Here is a 17,474-nt window from a genome sequence, read left to right as displayed (position 1 = left end):
GCCACGGCCGGCCGGGGCGGGGCCACCGGGCGGGCGGCGACGCGGCTGGCCGCGCCGCACATCGTCGCGGCGCATCTGGTGCTGGCGCTGGTCAACGAGGAGCGGGCCAGGGTGGGCTGCCGCCCGCTGCGGGCCGACGCCCGGCTGTCGTCGATGGCCCAGGAGTTCAGCGAGGACATGGCCCGCCGGGGCTTCTTCGACCACACCGACCCGGACGGGCAGACCCCGTGGGACCGGGCGGCACGGCGCGGCATCCGCAATCTCGGCGGCGAGAACATCGCACGGGGCCAGGCCGACGCGCACACCGTGATGGAGGCGTGGATGCGCAGCCCCGGCCACCGCCAGAACATCCTCAACTGCGAGTACCGCAGCCTGGGCATCGGCGTCCACCAGGGGAGCAACGGCCCCTGGTGGACGCAGGACTTCGGCTACTGAGGCATCCGGGAACCCGGGCGCCCGGGCCGTGCCGTCAGGCGGCGGCGCGGCCCGCGGCGTAGATCCGGGCCTGCTCGGCGATGCGGCGGCCGAGGTGCTCGGCAGTCGCTATGTCGGCCTTGTGCACGCCCTCGGGGCCCTGGTCGTTGTTGCTCTGCGCGGCGGCGCCCAGGAAGAAGCCGAGACGGTTGAGGTCGTTCTCGGAGGCCTCGGAGGAGTTCCAGCCGGGCATCAGGTTGAGGCCGACCCAGTGCATGCCGTGCTGCGCGGCCAGGACGGTGAAGAACTGCAGGGTGTGCAGCTTGTCGCCGCTCTTGGAGGCGGAGTTGGTGAAGCCGCCGGCGAGCTTGTCCTCCCAGGCGCGGGTGAACCAGCGCTTGGAGGTGGCCTCCGCGAAGACGTGGAAGGCGCCGCTGGCGGTGCCCATGTAGGTGGGCGAGCCGAAGACGATGGCGTCGGAACCGTCGAGCAGCTCCCACTGGGCGTCGGTGATCTCGTCGACCTTGATCAGGTGGACGGTGGCACCGGCCTCGGCGGCCCCGGCCCGGACGGCCTCGGCGAGGACGGTGGTGTGGCCGAAGCCGGAGTGGTAGGCGATGGAGACGACAGGGGTGGTCACGAGAGGGGCTCCTCGTCGGAAGGGGTCGGTGCGACGAGAAAAGGAAAGCACTAACTTTTTGAAAGCGCAAGCGAATGTACAGCGCTGTGCGTGGGTATGGTGAAGGCATGACCATTGACGGCGCGGAGTGCGCGGACCCCCAGCTGCCCTTCGACGTCTTCGCGCGCAACTGCCCCTCGCGCGAGACGCTCGGCCATGTCACCGGGCGCTGGGGCAGCCTGACGCTCGGCGCGCTCCGCGAGGACACGCTGCGCTTCAACGAGCTGCGGCGGCGGGTCGAGGGCGTCAGCGAGAAGATGCTGGCGCAGACACTGCACGCGCTGGAACGGGACGGGCTGGTGCACCGGGAGGCGCAGCCGACGAACCCGCCGCGCGTGGACTACCGGCTCACCCCGCTCGGCCGGGAGGTCACCGAGCGGCTGACGGGGCTGATCGAGCTGCTGGAAGCCCGCATGCCGGAGGTCCTTGCCGCACGGGAGCGGTACGACGGCGGTCGGTAGCTCTTCCCGGGGCTACGCCCCCGGACCCCCGGTCCTCAACCGCCGGCCCGGCCGGCCGGTGCGGGGCCCTGGCGCGGAGCGCGCTGGCAGCGCGGGCAGAAGTAGCTGGAGCGGTTCATCCAGGGGCGGCGCCGGATGGCGGTGCCGCAGCGGCGGCACGGCTCGTCCTCGCGGCCGTACGCGTCCAGCGAGCGGTCGAAGTAGCCGGATTCGCCGTTCACGTTGACGTAGAGGCTGTCGAAGCTGGTGCCGCCGGCGGCGAGGGCCTCGTTCAGCACCTCGCGGATGTGGGTGAGCAGCTCGGCCGTGAGCGGGCGAGTGAGGGTCGCGGTCGGGCGGTCGTAGTGCAGCCGGGTGCGCCACAGCGCCTCGTCCGCATAGATGTTGCCCACGCCGCTGATCAGGGACTGGTCGAGCAGGGCCCGCTTGATCGTCGTACGGCGGCGGCGCAGCGCCGCGTGGAAGGCGTCGTCGTCGAAGGCGGGGTCGACGGGGTCGCGCGCGATGTGCGCGATGACGTCCGGCAGTCCGTCGGGGTCGCCGGGCACGGTCTCGTGCAGCGACAGGCCGCCGAAGGTCCGCTGGTCGACGAAGCGCAGTTCGGTCGCGACGGCGTCGGCGAAGCGGAGGCGGATGCGCAGGTGCTTCTCGTCCGGGGAGCCCTGCGGCTGGACCAGGAGCTGGCCACTCATGCCGAGGTGGGCGAGGACGGCCAGGCCCTCGCCGGCGTCGCCGGCCTCGCCGGCGAGCGGTTCGAGGGGCAGCCAGAGGTACTTGCCGCGCCGCCGGGCGATCCCGAGCCGGTGTCCGGCCAGCCGGCGCGCGAAGTCGTCCGGCCCGGCGGGATGGCGGCGCACGGCGCGCGGGTGGAGGACCTCCACGGCGGCGACGGTGCGCCCGCACACCCAGCGCTCCAGGCCGCTGCGGACGACCTCGACCTCGGGCAGCTCCGGCATTCGCCCTCCTCGGGGGAATGAGAAAGGCCGGCCCGCGGCGATGAACGCCGCGGGCCGGCCGGGTGTTTCGTCACTGACTGCTGGGCGCGCTCTCCGCGTCCGCGGCAGCCGCGCGGGCCTCCGCCGCCGCGTGGATGGCGCGCCAGGCGGACTCCGCCGCCTGCTGCTCCGCTTCCTTCTTGCTGCGGCCGGTGCCGGTGCCGTACGCGACACCACCGACGCGGGCGGCAGCCGTGAAGGTCTTCTCGTGATCCGGACCGGTCTCCGAGACCAGGTACTCCGGGACGCCCAGACCCTCGGTGGCGGTCAGCTCCTGGAGGCTGGTCTTCCAGTCCAGGCCGGCGCCGAGGTTCGAGGACTTCTCGATCAACGGGTCGAAGAGCCGGTGCACCAGCTCGGAGGCCGCCTCGAGACCCTGGTCGAGATAGACCGCACCGATCACCGCTTCCAGCGTGTCGGCCAGGATGGACGCCTTGTCGCGGCCACCCGTGCCCTCCTCGCCCCGGCCGAGCCGGATGAAGGAGCCGAGGTCCAGGCCACGACCGACCTCCGCCAGGGCACGCGAGTTGACCACCGCCGCGCGCAGCTTGGCCAACTGCCCCTCGGGCAGGTCGGGGTGGACCCGGTAGAGCGTGTCCGTGACGACGAGGCCGAGGACGGAGTCGCCGAGGAACTCCAGGCGCTCATTGGTGGGCAGGCCGCCGTTCTCGTACGCGTACGAGCGGTGGGTCAGCGCACGCACCAGAAGGGCGGTCTCGAGTTTGTACCCGAGCCGCCCTTCCAGAAGCGTGTGAGACGAGGCCGTGTCCGCCTGGGGCGCCGATCCATTCCCGCGACCGCGGGACGGCGTAGTGGCGTCTGACATGAAGCCTGTCACCCGCCGATCAGACCGCGAGGACCTGGCGCTTGTTGTAGGTGCCGCAGCTGGGGCACGCGATGTGCTGCTGCTTCGGCTCGTGGCAGCGCTCGCACGCCACCAGGGGGGTGACCGCAGCCTTCCACTGCGACCGGCGGTGGCGCGTGTTGCTGCGCGACATCTTCCGCTTCGGAACAGCCACGGCTACTTCTCCTGTGAGTCATCCCCGTTGGCACGGGGTGCGTTGTCCATCTCGCCGTCCTGGTCGGAGCCGGCGAGCTCCTGCAGTGCCGCCCAACGAATGTCGACGGTCTCGTGGTGGTGGTCCGGGTCGTCCGCCAGCCGCGCTCCGCACTCGGAGCACAGACCGGGGCAGTCTTCCCGGCACACCGGCTGCAGCGGCAGTGCGAGCACCACCGCGTCCCGCAGCACGGGTTCGAGGCCGAGCAAGTCGTCCTCGAGAAAGAGCATGTCCTCCTCGTCGTCCTCGGCGTCGTCGTCGGCGGCCACGGGGCGGCCACGCTCGTCGGCGTCGGGGTAGGAGTACATCTCCTGGAAGTCCACGTCGAGCTCTCGCTCGAGCGGCTCCAGACACCTTACGCACTCCCCGGTGAGCGGCGCACGGGCGGTGCCTGTGACGAGCACCCCTTCCATGACCGACTCCAGGCGGAGGTCGAGCTCCACCGTCGCGCCCTCGGCGACGCCGATGACCTCTGTGCCGAGGTGATCGGGGGCCGGGATCGAGCGGGAGAGCCGCTTCAGCGCACCGGGACGCCGGCCCAGCTCGCGTGTGTCGAACACGAGTGGGTCTCGGTGATCAAGGCGGGCGTTCAGGGCTTCCTGCTTTCTACGCTGCGGTGACGGCCGCCCTCGCAGTCGATGGATGCGTGCGGGCAGCCCGGATCGCGAAGATACGCGCGACCGAAGAGCCAGGATACTGGACGGGCCGCTCCAGGCCCAATCCGCACCGGTGCGAAGCGCTCGGACCGGGCAGGTCAGCGGCCCTGCTCGTACCGTCTGAGCTGGTCGAGGTCGATCATGCTGGTGTCGAAGAGGCTCGTCTCGTCGAGCGCTCCCCCACCGCCGTAGCCCTGCTGGGGCACGCCCTGGGGCTCCTGCGGGGCGTGGTGGCCGCCCTGGGGCGCCCAGCCGTACGGATCGGCCTGCTGATAGCCCTGGACGGCGTACGGGTCCGTCTGCGGGGCGTAGTGCTGCTGCTGGTAGCCGTACGGGTCGTGGACGGCGTAGTCGCCCGTGGCGTGCGTGACCGTCGTGTGCGGTGCGTCCGGGTGCCGCACGTCCGGGTGCTGGGCGGCCACGGGCTCGGGCCAGCCGGTCTGCTGCGGGATGCCGGGGTGGGCCGAGGGCTCCTGGGAGGCGGCCAGTTCGGCGAGGAAGTCGGCGTCGCTGGTGTGTGCGGCGCCGGGGGTGCCGTCCGAGGCCAGGGCGCCGAGCTCGTCCGTGGGGCGGACGCCCTGGAGCTTCTCGCGGCCCCGGCCGACCGACTCCAGCGTCTTGGCCAGCACCGCCGAGACGGCGCCCAGCTTGGCGTCCACGTAGGCGTCGGCGCTGTGCCGCTGGGTGCCGGGGTCGGTGCTGCGCCCGGGGGCGTCGTCCTCCTCGCCGTACGCGTCGTCGTAGGTGCCGTCGCCGCGCAGGCCGAGGAGCTTCTCGCGGCCGCGGTCGATGGAGCCGAGGGTCTTGGTGAGGACGACCTCGAAGTTGGCGAGCTGGCTGTCCACGTAGTCGTCGGCCTCGGCCCGGATGGCGGCGGCCTCCCGGCGGGCGTCGGCGAGGATGCGCTCGGCCTCGTCGGCGGAGAGCCGGGCGACTTCGGTGCCCGAGATCATGGAGGCGCGTTCGGCGCGGGCGGCGGCCAGGATCCGCTCGGCCTCCTCGTGCGCGCCGGCGACCAGCTGTTCCCGGTCGCCGATGACCTCGCGGGCCTGCGCGAGGGAGCCGGGCAGGGCGGCCCGGACCTCCTCCAGCAGCGCGAGCAGTTCGGCGCGGTTGATCACACAGGAGGCCGACATCGGCATGGACCGGGCGCCGGAGACGGCCGTGACGATCTCGTCGAGCTTCTTCTGTACGTCCACCTGAGGCTCGCCACTCTCTTCCGGTCCCGACGGCAACGAACGGGGACGACTGTACGGCCAGGCGGCCCCGCCCGGCACTCACGGACGGCGTGTCAGCGCGTCAGCGCTCGGCGAGCCGCTCGGTCAGGGCCCGCAGCACCACCGGCGGGACCAGGTGGGAGACGTCACCGCCCCAGGCCGCGACCTCCTTGACCAGGCTGGAGGAGAGGAAGCTGTAGGTGGGGTTGGTGGGCACGAAGAGGGTCTCGACGCCCGAGAGGCCGTTGTTCATCTGGGCCATCTGCAGCTCGTAGTCGAAGTCGCTGACCGCCCGCAGGCCCTTGACGATGGCGGGGATGTCGCGCTGCTTGCAGAAGTCGACGAGCAGCCCGTGGAACGCCTCCACCCGCACGTTGCCGTACTCGGCGGTGGTCTGGCGCAGCAGGTCTATCCGTTCGTCGACGGTGAACAGGCCCTGCTTCGACTTGTTGATCATCACGGCGACATGCACGACGTCGTACAGCTTGGAAGCGCGGGCGATGATGTCGAGGTGTCCATTGGTGACGGGGTCGAACGACCCCGGGCAGACGGCGCGGCGCAACTGTGGTTCCTCGCTCTCCGGTCCATTCATGACGTGCCCGGTCCCGTGTCGCCGGATGCCGTGCCGGCCGAATCGGTGGTGTCGGCCGTGCACGCCGATGCGGCGCGACCGTACCAAAGGGTGCCCTCGCCGTAGCGACGGGCCCTCAGCGCTTCGAAACCCTCCGGCCAGTGGAATTCCCCGCCCCTGGTGCCGCGCTCCACGGTGGCCAGCGCGTCCTCGGCGAGCCAGCCCCGGGAGTTGAGTGTGAGCAGGATCTCCCGCACCTCGGCGTCGCCCACGGCGTAGGGCGGGTCGAGGAAGACGACGTCGTACGGCTCGGCGGGGGCCGGTCCGGCCACGATCTGCTCGGCCTTGCCGGTGCGCACCTCGGCGCCGGGCAGCCCGACGGCGCGCACGTTCTCCTTGATGACGCGGACGGCGCGGGCGTCGGTCTCGACGAGCAGCACGTGCGCGGCGCCGCGGGAGAGCGCCTCCAGGCCGACCGCGCCCGAGCCGCCGTACAGGTCGAGCACGCGGGCGCCGTGCAGGCTGCCGAGGAAGGACACCCAGGTGGAGAAGAGGCCCTCGCGCGCCCGGTCGGAGGTGGGGCGGGTGCCGGTGCCCGGCGGCACGGCCAGGCGGCGTCCGCCGGCGGTGCCGGCGATCACGCGGGTCATGGTCGGAAGGATCCTTCTTCAGACGTCGGTGGCGGACAGCGGCCCGGGCCGCTCCCTATGAAGCGTATGGCGTCCTGCTCGGGCGCGGTGGCTCAGCCCTTCTCCAGGAACTGCTCCCGCTCGTCGTCGAGGAGGGCGTCCAGCGCGGTGCGCAGCTCGGGCAGCCGGGCCAGTTCGGGGTCGGCGGCGACGACCGCCGTGGCCTCCTCGCGGGCGGCGGCGATGATCTCCTCGTCGTCGATGACGGCGAGCATGCGCAGGGACGAGCGGACGCCGGACTGGGCCTGGCCGAGGACGTCGCCCTCGCGGCGCTGTTCGAGGTCGATGCGGGAGAGCTCGAAGCCGTCGAGGGTGGCGGCGACGGCACTCAGCCGGGCGCGGGCCGGGCTCGCCTCGAACGCCTCGGTGACCAGCAGGCAGAGCCCGGGGGCGGAGCCGCGGCCGACCCGGCCGCGGAGCTGGTGCAGCTGGGAGACGCCGAAGCGGTCGGCGTCCATGATCACCATGGCGGTGGCGTTGGGGACGTTCACGCCGACCTCGATGACGGTGGTGGCGACCAGCACATCGACCTCGCCGGCGGCGAAGCGGCGCATCACGTCGTCCTTGGCGTCGGGCTGCATGCGGCCGTGCAGCGCGGCCACGCGCAGCCCGGCGAGCGGTCCCTTCTCCAGCTGCTCGGCGACCTCCAGGACGGCCAGCGGGGGCCGCCGCTCGTCCTCGGCCCCGTCCTCGGCCCGGGCCTTGGCCTTCTTCCCGGCGGGCTCCTCCTCGTCGTCGCCGATGCGCGGGCACACCACGTACGCCTGGTGGCCGCCCTCGACCTCCTCGCGGACCCGCTCCCAGGCGCGGGCGAGGAAGTGCGGCTTGTCCTTGGCGGGCACGACGTGGGTGGCGATGGGCGAGCGGCCCGCGGGGAGCTGGTCCAGGACGGAGGTCTCCAGGTCGCCGAAGACGGTCATGGCGACGGTGCGCGGGATGGGCGTGGCCGTCATGACCAGCAGGTGCGGGGGCTGCTTGCCCTTGGAGCGCAGGGCGTCGCGCTGCTCGACGCCGAAGCGGTGCTGTTCGTCGACGACGACCAGGCCGAGGTCGTGGAAGCGGACCTTGTCCTCGATCAGGGCGTGGGTGCCGACGACGATGCCGGCCTCGCCGGTGACCAGGTCGAGCAGCGCCTGGCGCCGGGCTGCCGTGGTCATGGAGCCGGTGAGCAGCACGACCTTGGTGCCCTGGTCGGAGCCGCCGAGCATGCCGCCCTCGGCGAGGTCGCCCATCATCTCGGTGATCGAGCGGTGGTGCTGCTGGGCGAGCACCTCGGTGGGGGCGAGCATGGCGGCCTGGCCGCCGGCGTCGACGACGCCGAGCATGGCGCGCAGGGCGACCATGGTCTTTCCGGAGCCGACCTCGCCCTGGAGCAGCCGGTGCATGGGGTGCTCGGTGGCCAGGTCGTCGAAGATCTCGGCGGAGACCGTGCGCTGGCCCTCGGTGAGGGTGAAGGGCAGCCGGGCGTCGAAGGCGTCGAGCAGACCGCCGGCGGCGGGCTTGCGGGGCACGGCCGGCAGCTGGGCGTCGGCGTGCCGGCGGCGGGCGAGGGCGACCTGGAGGACGAACGCCTCGTCCCACTTCAGCCGGGCCCGGGCGTCGTGGATGTCGGCCTTGGTGCGCGGCCGGTGGACCCTGCGCAGCGCGTCGGGCAGCGGCAGCAGGCCCCGGCCCTCGCGCAGGGAGACGGGCAGCGGGTCGGCGACGCCCTCCCAGCCGGTGGCCTCCAGGGAGGCCAGGACCACGTCGACGGCGTTGGAGATCTTCCAGGACTCCATCTGGGAGCAGGCCGGGTAGAGCGGGATGAGCTGGTTGGCCCACGCCTCGACGGTGTCCTTGCCGCTGTCCTCGCCGAGCATCTCGTAGGCGGGGTGGGAGAGCTGGCGGATGTTGCGGAAGGTGCCGACCTTGCCGGCGAACATGCCGCGGCGGCCCGGCAGCAGCTCCTTCTGGTGGTGGTAGATCGACCGTCCGAAGAAGACCAGCTGGAGCCGCCCGCTGCCGTCGGTGAGCGTCACCTCCAGCCGCTGGCCGCGGCCCGCGTTGAACTTGTGCACGCGCGCGTCGGCGACCTGCGCGACGACGGTGACGTGCTCGTCCAGCGGCAGGTCGGCGAGGCGCGTCAGCTCGCCGCGCTCGGCGTAGCGGCGCGGGTAGTGATGCAGCAGGTCACCGACCGTGTGCAGGTCGAGGTGGTCAGCCATCACCTTGGCGGTGTTGCCGCCGAGGGTCTTGTCGAGGGGTTCGGAAAGCTGCACATCGTCTCCAGGGGCTCCGCCACGGGTCTTCGGCTGGGGGTCTGGGGGTCATCCCCCGGAAGACCGCAGCGCGGTGTTGCCGCCGAGGGAGTTCTTGAGCGGTTCGTCCAGCAGCACGCGTCCCATTGCACACCACGGGACCGACAACCGGTGTGACCCGGGCTCATTCGATGCCGATGAGCAGGGGCGGGGAGGGCTGTCCGCCGCGGTAGACGACCGTGTCGACGGCCAGGTGGCCGCCGCGCACGTGCCGCTCCAGGCGGTCGGCGACGGCGTCGGGGACGTCCGCGCCGAGGACGAGGGTGACCATCTCGCCGCCGGCCGCGAGCATGCGGCCCAGGACGGTCTCGGCGGTCGCGGCGAGCTCGGTGCCGATGACGGCGACGTCGCCGTCGATCAGGCCGAGCACGTCGCCGGCCTGGCAGACGCCGGCCATGGTCCAGGACTGGCGCTCGGCGACGCACACCTCCGCGTGGCGGGTGGCGCCGGCGGCCGAGGTCATGGCGACGACGTCCTCGTCGAAGCGGCGGCCGGGCTCGTGCACGGCGAGCGCGGCGATGCCCTGGACCGGGGAGCGGGTGGGGATCAGGGCGACCCGGACGCCCTCGGCGCGGGCCTCCTCGGCGGCGGCCGCGGCGGTGTGGCGCAGCCCGGCGTCGTTGGGCAGCAGCACGACCTCGCGGGCGTGGGCGCGCCGGATCGCCTGGACCAGCTCGCCGCCGGCGGGCGGCTCTCCGGGGCGGACGGGGACGACGGTGGCCCCGGCGCCGGCGCACAGCGCGGCCAGCCCCTCGCCGGGCAGCAGGGCGACGACGGCCCGCTGGACGCGCTCGCGGGCCGGTTCGGGGCGCCGGGCGCCGAAGTGGGTGATGCGGACGCGGTGCGGGCGGCCGGCCTCGATGCCCGCCTCGACGGCGGCCCCGGCGTCGTCCACGTGGACGTGGACGTTCCACAGGCCGTCGCCGCCGACGACGACGAGCGACTCGCCGAGCGCGTCGAGCCGGGCGCGCAGCCGGGCGACGGCGGTGTCGTCGGCGTCCAGGAGGTAGATCACCTCGTAGGCGGGGCCGTCACCGTGACCCTCGCCGGTGTCCGCGCCGAGCTCGGCCGGGCAGCCCTCGTGCCGCCAGGCGGGTACGGCGGCGGGCACGGGGGTCCCCGTCTCGGGGGCCCGGCCGTGGAGCGCGCCGGTCAGCGCGCCCAGGACCTCCGTCAGCCCCCGGCCGCCGGCGTCGACGACCCCGGCCCGGCCGAGGACGTCCAGTTGCCCCGGGGTCGCCGCGAGCGCGGTGCGGGCGGCCTCGTGCGCGGCGCCGGCCACGGCGGCGGCGTCGGCGTCGGCGCCCGCACAATCGGCGGCGGCGTCGGCGGCGGCCGCGGCGACGGTCAGCACGGTGCCCTCGACGGGCCGGGCCACGCCCTCGTAGGCCGACTCCACGGCCCTGCGCAGCGCGGCCGCGAGGGCGGTCCCGTCGGCCCCGTCGGCCGGGGCGGTGCCGCGCGCCGGGTCCGCGAGGATCTCGGCCATGCCGCGCAGCAGCTGGGCCAGGATCGTGCCGGAATTGCCGCGGGCCCCTATGAGCGCGCCGTGGGCCATGGCCCGCACGGCCTCCGGGAGGCCGGGCAGGGAGCCGGGGCCCGTGGTGGCGTGGCCGTCGAAGACCGCGCCGACGGCCCGGGCGGCGGACTCGACGGTCAGGTAGAGGTTGGTGCCCGTGTCGCCGTCGGCGACCGGGTAGACGTTGATCGCGTCGATCTCCTCCCGGGCCCGGCCGAGCGCCTCCAGCGCCAGCGCGCACCAGGTGCGTACCGCGGCGGCGTCCAGAGTGTGCGGCACCTGTGTCCTCCTCGGCTGCTCGGGCTGCGGTCGGTGCTGGAGCAGACTAGTCCGGTACGTGCGCCGTCACGGCCGATCGGACGGGTACGGGCCGGTCATGGTAGTTTCGTTGTCCAGGAGCGGTCGTTGTATGCTGCTCCGGTTGCCTGATGAAAGTCAGGCCGTTCCCCTGGCAAGCCGGTCACCACCGACCTCGGCACGCCGGGATATCCCGTGTAAGTGCATCTGAAGTCTTTGGAGTGACCCGTGGCTGCCAACTGCGACGTCTGCGGCAAGGGGCCGGGCTTCGGCAACAACATCTCGCACTCGCACCGCCGCACCTCCCGCCGTTGGAACCCCAACATTCAGCGGGTGCGTGCCGTGGTCGGTGGGACGCCGAAGCGCCTCAACGCCTGCACCTCGTGCATCAAGGCCGGCAAGGTCTCGCGCTAACAGCACTGCTCCCCCGCGCATGCGGGAATGGTCCATGGCTTGTAGCGCGGGCAGCCTCGCCGCCTTCGCGGAAACCGGTTCACCTCACGGTGGGCCGGTTTTTGTTTGTGCGGGGGCTCCGGCCCCGCACCCCCGGCGTCAGGAGCTGCGGTCCCAGCCGTGGTGCACCGGGCCGATGCCGCCGCCCAGCGGGAAGCCCGCGGCGATCGCGCCGGTGACATAGGTCTTGGCCGCCGCCACGGCCGCGGGGACCGGCCGGCCCTTGGCCAGTTCCGAGGCGATCGCCGAGGCCAGGGTGCAGCCCGTCCCGTGCGTGTGGCGGTTGTCGTGGCGCGGTGCGCGGAGCCAGTGGCGGGTCGTGCCGTCGGTCAGGAGGTCGACGGCGTCGCCGTCGAGGTGGCCGCCCTTGATCAGGGCCCAGCGCGGCCCGTACGCGAGCACCGCTTCGGCGGCCCGGGGCAGGTCCGCCTCCGTGGCGACCCGGACGCCCGTCAGCCAGGCGACCTCGTCGAGGTTGGGCGTGGCGACCGTCGCCACCGGCAGCAGCTTTGTGCGGACGGCGTCGAGCGCCGACGCGGCCAGCAGGGCGTCGCCGTGCTTGGAGATGCCCACGGGGTCGACGACGACAGGCACGGAGAGATCGGCGAGCAGCGCGGCGACCGTTTCGGCCAGTTCCGCCGAGGCGAGCATGCCGGTCTTGACCGCCTGCACGCCGATGTCGTCGACGACGCTTCGGAACTGGGCGCGGACGGCCTCGGCCGGCAGGGGCCAGGCGCCCTGGACGCCGAGGGAGTTCTGCGCGGTGACGGCGGTGATCACGCTCATGCCGTGCACCCCGAGGGCGAGCATCGTCTTCAGGTCGGCCTGGATGCCCGCGCCGCCGCCGGAGTCGGATCCGGCGACGGTGAGCACCCTCGGGGGTATGCGCATGGCGGCAATCTACTCGCCGGGGGTCTACTCGCCGGGCTCCAGGTCGCCGAAGTGGTCCCAGCCGCCCGCCTTGTCCCAGGGGGCGCCGTCGACGGTGACCTGCGGCAGGGCGGAGGGGTTGACCACCTCGCCGATGACCTTCCAGCGGGCCGGGAGCTTCACGTCCGGCGGGAAGGTGGCCACGATGGCGTGGTCCTCTCCCCCGGTCAGCACCCACTGCAACGGGTCGACGCCGACGGCCTGGCCGATGTCGGACATCTGGGTCGGCACGTCGATGGCGGCGGTGCGCAGGTCGATGCGGACCTTGCTGGCCTCGGCGATGTGCCCGAGGTCGGCGATCAGGCCGTCGCTGACGTCGGTCATGGCGGTCGCGCCGAGCGAGGCCGCGGCCGGTCCGGCGTGGTACGGCGGCTCGGGGCGGCGGTGGGCCTCGACGAAGGCGCGCGGCGAGCGGAAACCGCGGGAGAGCACGGCGAGGCCGGCCGCGGACCAGCCCAGCCAGCCGGTCACGGCGACGACGTCGCCCGGCTGCGCCCCGGAGCGGGTGACCGGCTCGTGGTTGCGCAGGTCGCCGAGCGCGGTGATGGAGACGGTGATCGTTTCGCCGCGCACCACGTCCCCGCCGACCACGGCCGCGCCGGCGACCTGACATTCGTCGCGGATTCCGTCCATGAGCTCGACCGGCCAGGTGGCGGGGAGTTCGGCCGGCACGACGAGGGCCAGCAGGACGGCGGTGGGGACGGCTCCCATGGCGGCGATGTCGGCGAGGTTCTGCGCCGCCGCCTTGCGTCCCACGTCGTAGGCGGTGGACCAGTCGCGGCGGAAGTGCCGCCCTTCCAGGAGTACATCCGTGCTGGCCACGACCCGTCGGTCGGGCGCTGCGACCACCGCGGCGTCGTCACCCGGCCCGAGTCGTACCGCCGGGGTGGTGGTGAGCCGGGAGGTGAGCTCTCTGATGAGCCCGAACTCTCCCAACTCGCCCACGGTGCCTTTCACTGAGCTCCTCCTCGGAGTGTCCCGTTGCCGTGATGACGACATTCCCGCGCCGCGCGGGCCGCGCGGGTCTCCCCGCACCGTACGGCGACGCGGTACCGTGGCGTCTCTTCTCCCCACATGATCCTCGAAGCCGCCCTGGAGGTTCCGTGGTACAGGCGTACATCCTGATCCAGACCGAGGTCGGCAAGGCGTCGACCGTGGCCGAAGTCATCTCCAAGCTCCCCGGGGTGATCCAGGCCGAGGACGTGACCGGTCCGTACGACGTCATCGTGCGCGCACAGGCCGAGACCGTGGACGAGCTCGGTCGGATGGTGGTCGCGAACGTCCAGCAGGTGGACGGCATCACCCGCACGCTGACCTGCCCGGTCGTCCACATCTAGCTCCCCCGTATGCTCGGCCGGTGACGTATTCGCTGCGCCGGCCGTTCCTCGGTGTGCCCGTCGTGCCGGTACTGGCCTTGCTGCTGTGCCCGGCCGTGGCCTGTTCCTCCACGGACGAGGCGGCGGGCCCGGCGGTTCCCACCCCGCCGGCGCGGGAGGCCGCGCTGTGCCGGGCGCTGCACAAGGAGCTGCCGGCGACCGTGGACGGCCGGCAGCGGCGGGCGACCGACCCGGCGTCCGACTTCACCGCGGCGTGGGGCGATCCGGCGATCTCGCTGCGGTGCGGGGTGCCGAAGCCCGGGCTCCTCCGGAGGAACCCGGGCTCCGACGCCGCGGAGATCGACGGGGTCGCCTGGCTGCCCGAGAGGCAGCCGGACGGCGGCATCCGGTGCACCACGGTGCAGCGCGAGGCGTGGGTGGAGGTGACGCTGCCGAAGGAGGTCGTCGGCGACGCCGGCGACATGAGCGCGCTGACCGACCTCGCGGGTGCCGTCAGGAGGACGATCCCCGAGGGGATCATCTCCTGACGGCTCTCCCGGCTCGGCCGGCGGGCTAGCGCAGCCCCGTCGGGCGCCGGAGCGCGGCCTGGATGAGCAGGTCCACCAGCTCCGGGTAGCTCACGCCGGTCTCCTGCCACATGCGCGGGTACATGGAGATGGGGGTGAAGCCGGGCATGGTGTTGATCTCGTTGATGACGAACTCGCCGTCCTCGGTGAGGAAGAAGTCCGCGCGGACCAGGCCCTCGCAGGAGGCGGCGTCGAAGGCCCGGACGGCCAGCTCCCGGACGCGGCGGGTCTCGTCCTCGGTCAGCGGCGCGGGCACGATGCCGGCGGCCGAGTCGATGTACTTCGCCTCGAAGTCGTAGAAGTCGTGCGCGGAGACCGGGGGGATCTCGGCGGGCACGCTGGCGCGCGGGCCGTCCTCGAACTCGAGCACGCCGCACTCGATCTCACGGCCGCGCAGCAACGATTCGACCAGGATCTTCGGGTCGTGGCGGCGGGCCTCCTCGATGGCCTCGTCCAGGCCGGAGAGGTCGTCGACCTTGGTGATGCCCATGGAGGAGCCGGCGCGCGCCGGCTTCACGAAGAGCGGCCAGCCGTGCTCGCCGGCGAAGTCCACGATCTTCTTGCGGGCCGCGGCCGGGTCGGTGTCCCACTCGCGGGGGCGGATCACCTCGTACGGGCCGACGGGCAGCCCGAAGGAGATGAAGACCCGCTTCATGTACTCCTTGTCCTGGCCGACGGCGGAGGCGAGGACGCCCGCGCCGACGTAGGGGATGCCGGCGAGCTCCAGCATGCCCTGGAGGGTGCCGTCCTCACCGAAGGGGCCGTGCAGCACGGGGAAGACGACGTCGACCTCGCCCAGGGCCTTGGGCACGGAGCCCGGCTCGGTGTAGATCACCTCGCGGCTGGCCGGGTCGACGGGCAGCAGGACGCCGCCCTCGGCCGACTCGCCGAGCTGCTCGACGCTGGGCAGCGCGCGGTCGGTGATGGCCATCCGCTCGGGGTCGTCGGCGGTCAGCGTCCAACGCCCGTCGGAGGTGATGCCGATCGGCAGCACGTCGTACTTCGTGCGGTCGATGGCGCGCAGCACCGCGCCTGCGGTGACCACGGAGATGGCGTGCTCGGAACTGCGGCCGCCGAAGACGATCGCGACGCGCGGCTTGCGCCCGGGGCTCTGGGGAGAGGTCTCGCTGCTCATATCGGGTTGAGGGTACCTGGTGGGAACTGGTGATTCAGTGACGTACCCGGGGGCGAGCTCAGTGACGCTCGGGCTTGGCGGTGCGGGACATGAGCTCCTTGAGGGCCACCATGGGCGGCTTGCCCTCGTGGACGATGCCCACGACGGTCTCCGTGATCGGCATGTCGACATGGTGACGGCGGGCCAGATCGAGCACGGATTCGCAGGACTTGACGCCCTCGGCGGTCTGCCGGGTGACGGCGATGGTCTCGGCGAGGGTCATGCCCTTGCCCAGGTTGGTGCCGAAGGTGTGGTTGCGGGAGAGCGGCGAGGAGCAGGTGGCGACGAGGTCGCCCATGCCGGCCAGGCCCGCGAAGGTGTGCGCGTCCGCGCCCATGGCCAGGCCCAGCCGGGTGGTCTCGGCGAGGCCGCGGGTGATGAGCGAGGCCTTGGCGTTGTCGCCCAGGCCCATGCCGTCGGCGATGCCCACGGCGAGGGCGATGACGTTCTTGACGGCGCCGCCGAGTTCGCAGCCGACCACGTCCGTGTTGGTGTACGGGCGGAAGTACGCGGTGTGGCAGGCGGCCTGCAGGCGGCGGGCGACGTCCTCGTCGCGGCAGGCGACCACGGCGGCGGCCGGCTGCCGGGCGGCGATCTCCTTGGCGAGGTTGGGGCCGGTGAGGACGGCCACCCGGTCCGGGGAGACCTTGGCGACCTCCTCGACGACCTCGCTCATCCGCTTGGCGGTGCCCAGTTCGACGCCCTTCATCAGGGAGACGAGCACGGTGTCGTCGGCCAGCAGGGGCGCCCACTCGGTGAGGTTGCCGCGCAGGGTCTGCGAGGGCACGGCCAGCACGGTGAACGCGGCGTCGCGGGCGGCCTCCGCGGGGTCGGTGGTGGCCCGTACAGCCTCGGGCAGCTCGACGCCGGGGAGGTAGTCGGGGTTGGTGCGGCCGGTGTTGATGGCGTCGACGAGCTCGGCGCGGCGGCCCCACATGGTCACCCGGCAGCCGGCGTCGGCGAGGACCATCGCGAAGGCGGTGCCCCAGGAGCCGGTGCCGAAGACGGCGCAGCGTGTCATTTGCTCTCCTCCCCCTCGGTGGCCGCCGCCTTGCGGCGCACGGCGGCGCGGGCCCTGCGGGCGCTGTACGGCTCGGCGGGCGCGGGTTCGCCGCGGAGTTCGGCGAGGAGCGCGGTGATGTCGGCCATGATCTTCTCGGTGGCCTCGCGCAGCACCTCGGCGGTGGGCTCCTTGCCGTAGTAGGCCGAGAGGTCGACGGGCGGGCCGGCCAGCACCTTGAGGGTCTTGCGGGGGAAGAGCCGCAGCTTCTTCTCCTTGGCGTAGGGCGGCATGGCCTCGTTGGCGCCCCACTGGGCGACCGGGATGACGGGGGCCTGGGTGAGCAGGGCGACGCGGGCGGCGCCCGTCTTGCCCTCCATGGGCCACATGTCGGGATCGCGGGTGAGGGTGCCCTCGGGGTAGAAGGCCACGCACTCGCCCTTGTTGATGGCCTCGACGGCGGCCCGGAAGGCGGTCGCGGCGTCGGTGGTCTCGCGGTAGACGGGGATCTGCCCGGTGCCGCGCAGCAGCGTGCCGACAAAGCTGCCCCGGAACAGGGCGGCCTTGGCCAGGAAGCGCGGGACGCGCCCGGTGTTGTACTGGTAGTGGGCGTACGACAGCGGGTCGAGATAGGAGTTGTGGTTGACGGCGGTGATGAATCCGCCGTCGGCCGGAATGTGCTCCATTCCCCGCCAGTCCCGCTTGAAGAGAACCACGAGCGGCGGTTTTGCCAACACCGCGGTAAAGCGGTACCAGAAGCCGATTCTGTGGCGGGACACTCGGACACCCTTCTGTTGGGATCTGGAGCCGGCTCGGGTCGGCGGTGCTGGCCGAACCCGGGGGCCGTGGCCGGACAAGTGTGGCCCCGGGCACCCGGTCTGTCGAGAACACCGTAACCCCGCGTTCCGCGCGCGGCTGCGGCAGCAGGCGAGAATGGGCCCCATGCGAAGAGAGGGGGCGGGGGTGGGCTGGTCCCTGGTGGTGCCGCTGAAACCGCTGGCACGGGCCAAGAGCCGGCTTGCCGGCGGCGTGGGTCCGCTGCCCCGGCCGGCGCTCGCGCTGGCGTTCGCCCAGGACACCGTGGCGGCCGCGCTGGCCTGCGCGGGCGCCGGTACGCCGTTGGAGATCGCCTCCACGCCGGTCAGAGCGGTGCAGCCGCTG

Annotated in this window: 20 protein-coding genes and 1 pseudogene; 6 read left to right on the top strand and 15 right to left on the bottom strand. The window is 72.9% G+C overall.

Annotation, left to right across the window (positions count from 1 at the left end):
• Positions 1–435 (top strand): CAP domain-containing protein (locus AB0K09_RS15655; protein WP_366065901.1); only part of this gene is annotated, 435 nt, incomplete at its 5' end.
• Between the two features lie 34 nt (positions 436–469).
• Here AB0K09_RS15655 and AB0K09_RS15650 read toward each other — a convergent pair.
• Positions 470–1,054 carry a flavodoxin family protein gene (locus AB0K09_RS15650; protein WP_366065900.1) on the bottom strand — a complete coding sequence of 195 codons (585 nt, stop codon included), beginning with the start codon at positions 1,052–1,054 and terminating at the stop codon, positions 470–472.
• 107 nt (positions 1,055–1,161) lie between these two features.
• Here AB0K09_RS15650 and AB0K09_RS15645 point away from each other — a divergent pair, with 107 nt between their 5' ends.
• A complete protein-coding gene (locus tag AB0K09_RS15645; protein WP_366065899.1) occupies positions 1,162–1,554 on the top strand; it encodes a helix-turn-helix domain-containing protein in 393 nt (130 codons plus the stop codon).
• 35 nt (positions 1,555–1,589) lie between these two features.
• Here AB0K09_RS15645 and mutM read toward each other — a convergent pair whose 3' ends face one another.
• The 9 genes from mutM to AB0K09_RS15600 all read right to left on the bottom strand — a co-directional run bounded on the left by mutM (position 1,590) and on the right by AB0K09_RS15600 (position 10,835).
• A complete protein-coding gene (mutM, locus tag AB0K09_RS15640; protein WP_366065898.1) occupies positions 1,590–2,510 on the bottom strand; it encodes a bifunctional DNA-formamidopyrimidine glycosylase/DNA-(apurinic or apyrimidinic site) lyase in 921 nt (306 codons plus the stop codon).
• Between the two features lie 70 nt (positions 2,511–2,580).
• Entirely contained in the window at positions 2,581–3,375 is a 795-nt protein-coding gene (gene rnc / locus AB0K09_RS15635; protein WP_366065897.1) for a ribonuclease III, read from the bottom strand.
• Positions 3,376–3,394: 19 nt separating this feature from the next.
• Positions 3,395–3,568 (bottom strand): 50S ribosomal protein L32, encoded by a 174-nt coding sequence (gene rpmF / locus AB0K09_RS15630; RefSeq protein WP_086575354.1) that lies wholly within the window; start codon positions 3,566–3,568, stop codon positions 3,395–3,397.
• A gap of 2 nt (positions 3,569–3,570) precedes the next feature.
• Complete coding sequence (locus tag AB0K09_RS15625) at positions 3,571–4,167, bottom strand: YceD family protein (protein WP_366065896.1); 597 nt, start codon at positions 4,165–4,167, stop codon at positions 3,571–3,573.
• A 194-nt stretch (positions 4,168–4,361) separates the two neighbouring features.
• Positions 4,362–5,462, bottom strand: a complete 1,101-nt coding sequence (locus AB0K09_RS15620; protein ID WP_366065895.1) for a cell division initiation protein — start codon at positions 5,460–5,462, stop codon at positions 4,362–4,364.
• Positions 5,463–5,562: 100 nt separating this feature from the next.
• The gene (gene coaD, locus AB0K09_RS15615; RefSeq protein ID WP_366065894.1) at positions 5,563–6,072 is read right to left on the bottom strand and encodes a pantetheine-phosphate adenylyltransferase; all 510 of its coding nucleotides are present in this window, start codon (positions 6,070–6,072) and stop codon (positions 5,563–5,565) included.
• Positions 6,069–6,701, bottom strand: a complete 633-nt coding sequence (gene rsmD / locus AB0K09_RS15610) for a 16S rRNA (guanine(966)-N(2))-methyltransferase RsmD (RefSeq protein ID WP_366065893.1) — start codon at positions 6,699–6,701, stop codon at positions 6,069–6,071. Before rsmD ends, coaD begins: the two co-directional genes overlap by 4 nt.
• 92 nt (positions 6,702–6,793) lie before the next feature.
• A complete protein-coding gene (gene recG, locus AB0K09_RS15605) occupies positions 6,794–8,998 on the bottom strand; it encodes an ATP-dependent DNA helicase RecG (protein WP_366065892.1) in 2,205 nt (734 codons plus the stop codon).
• A gap of 163 nt (positions 8,999–9,161) precedes the next feature.
• Complete coding sequence (locus AB0K09_RS15600) at positions 9,162–10,835, bottom strand: DAK2 domain-containing protein (protein ID WP_366065891.1); 1,674 nt, start codon at positions 10,833–10,835, stop codon at positions 9,162–9,164.
• A gap of 246 nt (positions 10,836–11,081) precedes the next feature.
• Between AB0K09_RS15600 and rpmB the strand changes: the two genes are divergently transcribed.
• The gene (rpmB, locus tag AB0K09_RS15595) at positions 11,082–11,267 is read left to right on the top strand and encodes a 50S ribosomal protein L28 (RefSeq protein WP_031074643.1); all 186 of its coding nucleotides are present in this window, start codon (positions 11,082–11,084) and stop codon (positions 11,265–11,267) included.
• A 138-nt stretch (positions 11,268–11,405) separates the two neighbouring features.
• Here rpmB and thiD read toward each other — a convergent pair whose 3' ends face one another.
• A complete protein-coding gene (gene thiD / locus AB0K09_RS15590; protein WP_366065890.1) occupies positions 11,406–12,197 on the bottom strand; it encodes a bifunctional hydroxymethylpyrimidine kinase/phosphomethylpyrimidine kinase in 792 nt (263 codons plus the stop codon).
• 24 nt (positions 12,198–12,221) lie between these two features.
• Positions 12,222–13,193 (bottom strand): thiamine-phosphate kinase, encoded by a 972-nt coding sequence (locus AB0K09_RS15585; protein WP_366065889.1) that lies wholly within the window; start codon positions 13,191–13,193, stop codon positions 12,222–12,224.
• 146 nt (positions 13,194–13,339) lie between these two features.
• Here AB0K09_RS15585 and AB0K09_RS15580 point away from each other — a divergent pair, with 146 nt between their 5' ends.
• Both AB0K09_RS15580 and AB0K09_RS15575 read left to right on the top strand, forming a co-directional pair.
• Positions 13,340–13,573: an Lrp/AsnC ligand binding domain-containing protein gene (locus AB0K09_RS15580; RefSeq protein WP_366065888.1), complete on the top strand. Its 234-nt coding sequence runs from the start codon at positions 13,340–13,342 to the stop codon at positions 13,571–13,573.
• Positions 13,574–13,593: 20 nt separating this feature from the next.
• Positions 13,594–14,100, top strand: a complete 507-nt coding sequence (locus AB0K09_RS15575) for a DUF3515 domain-containing protein (RefSeq protein WP_366065887.1) — start codon at positions 13,594–13,596, stop codon at positions 14,098–14,100.
• Positions 14,101–14,125: 25 nt separating this feature from the next.
• Here the strand turns inward: AB0K09_RS15575 and AB0K09_RS15570 are convergent, their stop codons facing one another.
• The 3 genes from AB0K09_RS15570 to AB0K09_RS15560 are packed head-to-tail and all read right to left on the bottom strand — an operon-like array spanning position 14,126 to position 17,092.
• The gene (locus AB0K09_RS15570; protein WP_366065886.1) at positions 14,126–15,274 is read right to left on the bottom strand and encodes a D-alanine--D-alanine ligase family protein; all 1,149 of its coding nucleotides are present in this window, start codon (positions 15,272–15,274) and stop codon (positions 14,126–14,128) included.
• A gap of 58 nt (positions 15,275–15,332) precedes the next feature.
• Complete coding sequence (locus AB0K09_RS15565; RefSeq protein WP_366065885.1) at positions 15,333–16,334, bottom strand: NAD(P)H-dependent glycerol-3-phosphate dehydrogenase; 1,002 nt, start codon at positions 16,332–16,334, stop codon at positions 15,333–15,335.
• The gene (locus AB0K09_RS15560; protein ID WP_366065884.1) at positions 16,331–17,092 is read right to left on the bottom strand and encodes a lysophospholipid acyltransferase family protein; all 762 of its coding nucleotides are present in this window, start codon (positions 17,090–17,092) and stop codon (positions 16,331–16,333) included. Before AB0K09_RS15560 ends, AB0K09_RS15565 begins: the two co-directional genes overlap by 4 nt.
• 154 nt (positions 17,093–17,246) lie before the next feature.
• Here AB0K09_RS15560 and AB0K09_RS15555 point away from each other — a divergent pair.
• Positions 17,247–17,474, top strand: a pseudogene (locus tag AB0K09_RS15555) (2-phospho-L-lactate guanylyltransferase); the annotation flags it as partial.

Origin of the sequence: Streptomyces sp. NPDC049577, assembly GCF_040675635.1 — a bacterium.
GTDB lineage: Bacteria > Actinomycetota > Actinomycetes > Streptomycetales > Streptomycetaceae > Streptomyces.
Note: the sequence above shows the minus strand (reverse complement) of the source record. Positions and strands in the feature narration are given on the sequence as shown.

Coding starts and splice junctions, on each gene's coding strand:
- AB0K09_RS15645 (WP_366065899.1), top strand. CDS start 1,162: ATGACCATTGACGGCGCGGAGTGCGCGGACCCCCAGCTGCCCTTCGAC.
- mutM (WP_366065898.1), bottom strand. CDS start 2,510: ATGCCGGAGCTGCCCGAGGTCGAGGTCGTCCGCAGCGGCCTGGAGCGC.
- rnc (WP_366065897.1), bottom strand. CDS start 3,375: ATGTCAGACGCCACTACGCCGTCCCGCGGTCGCGGGAATGGATCGGCG.
- coaD (WP_366065894.1), bottom strand. CDS start 6,072: ATGAATGGACCGGAGAGCGAGGAACCACAGTTGCGCCGCGCCGTCTGC.
- rsmD (WP_366065893.1), bottom strand. CDS start 6,701: ATGACCCGCGTGATCGCCGGCACCGCCGGCGGACGCCGCCTGGCCGTG.
- thiD (WP_366065890.1), bottom strand. CDS start 12,197: ATGCGCATACCCCCGAGGGTGCTCACCGTCGCCGGATCCGACTCCGGC.
- AB0K09_RS15570 (WP_366065886.1), bottom strand. CDS start 15,274: ATGAGCAGCGAGACCTCTCCCCAGAGCCCCGGGCGCAAGCCGCGCGTC.
- AB0K09_RS15565 (WP_366065885.1), bottom strand. CDS start 16,334: ATGACACGCTGCGCCGTCTTCGGCACCGGCTCCTGGGGCACCGCCTTC.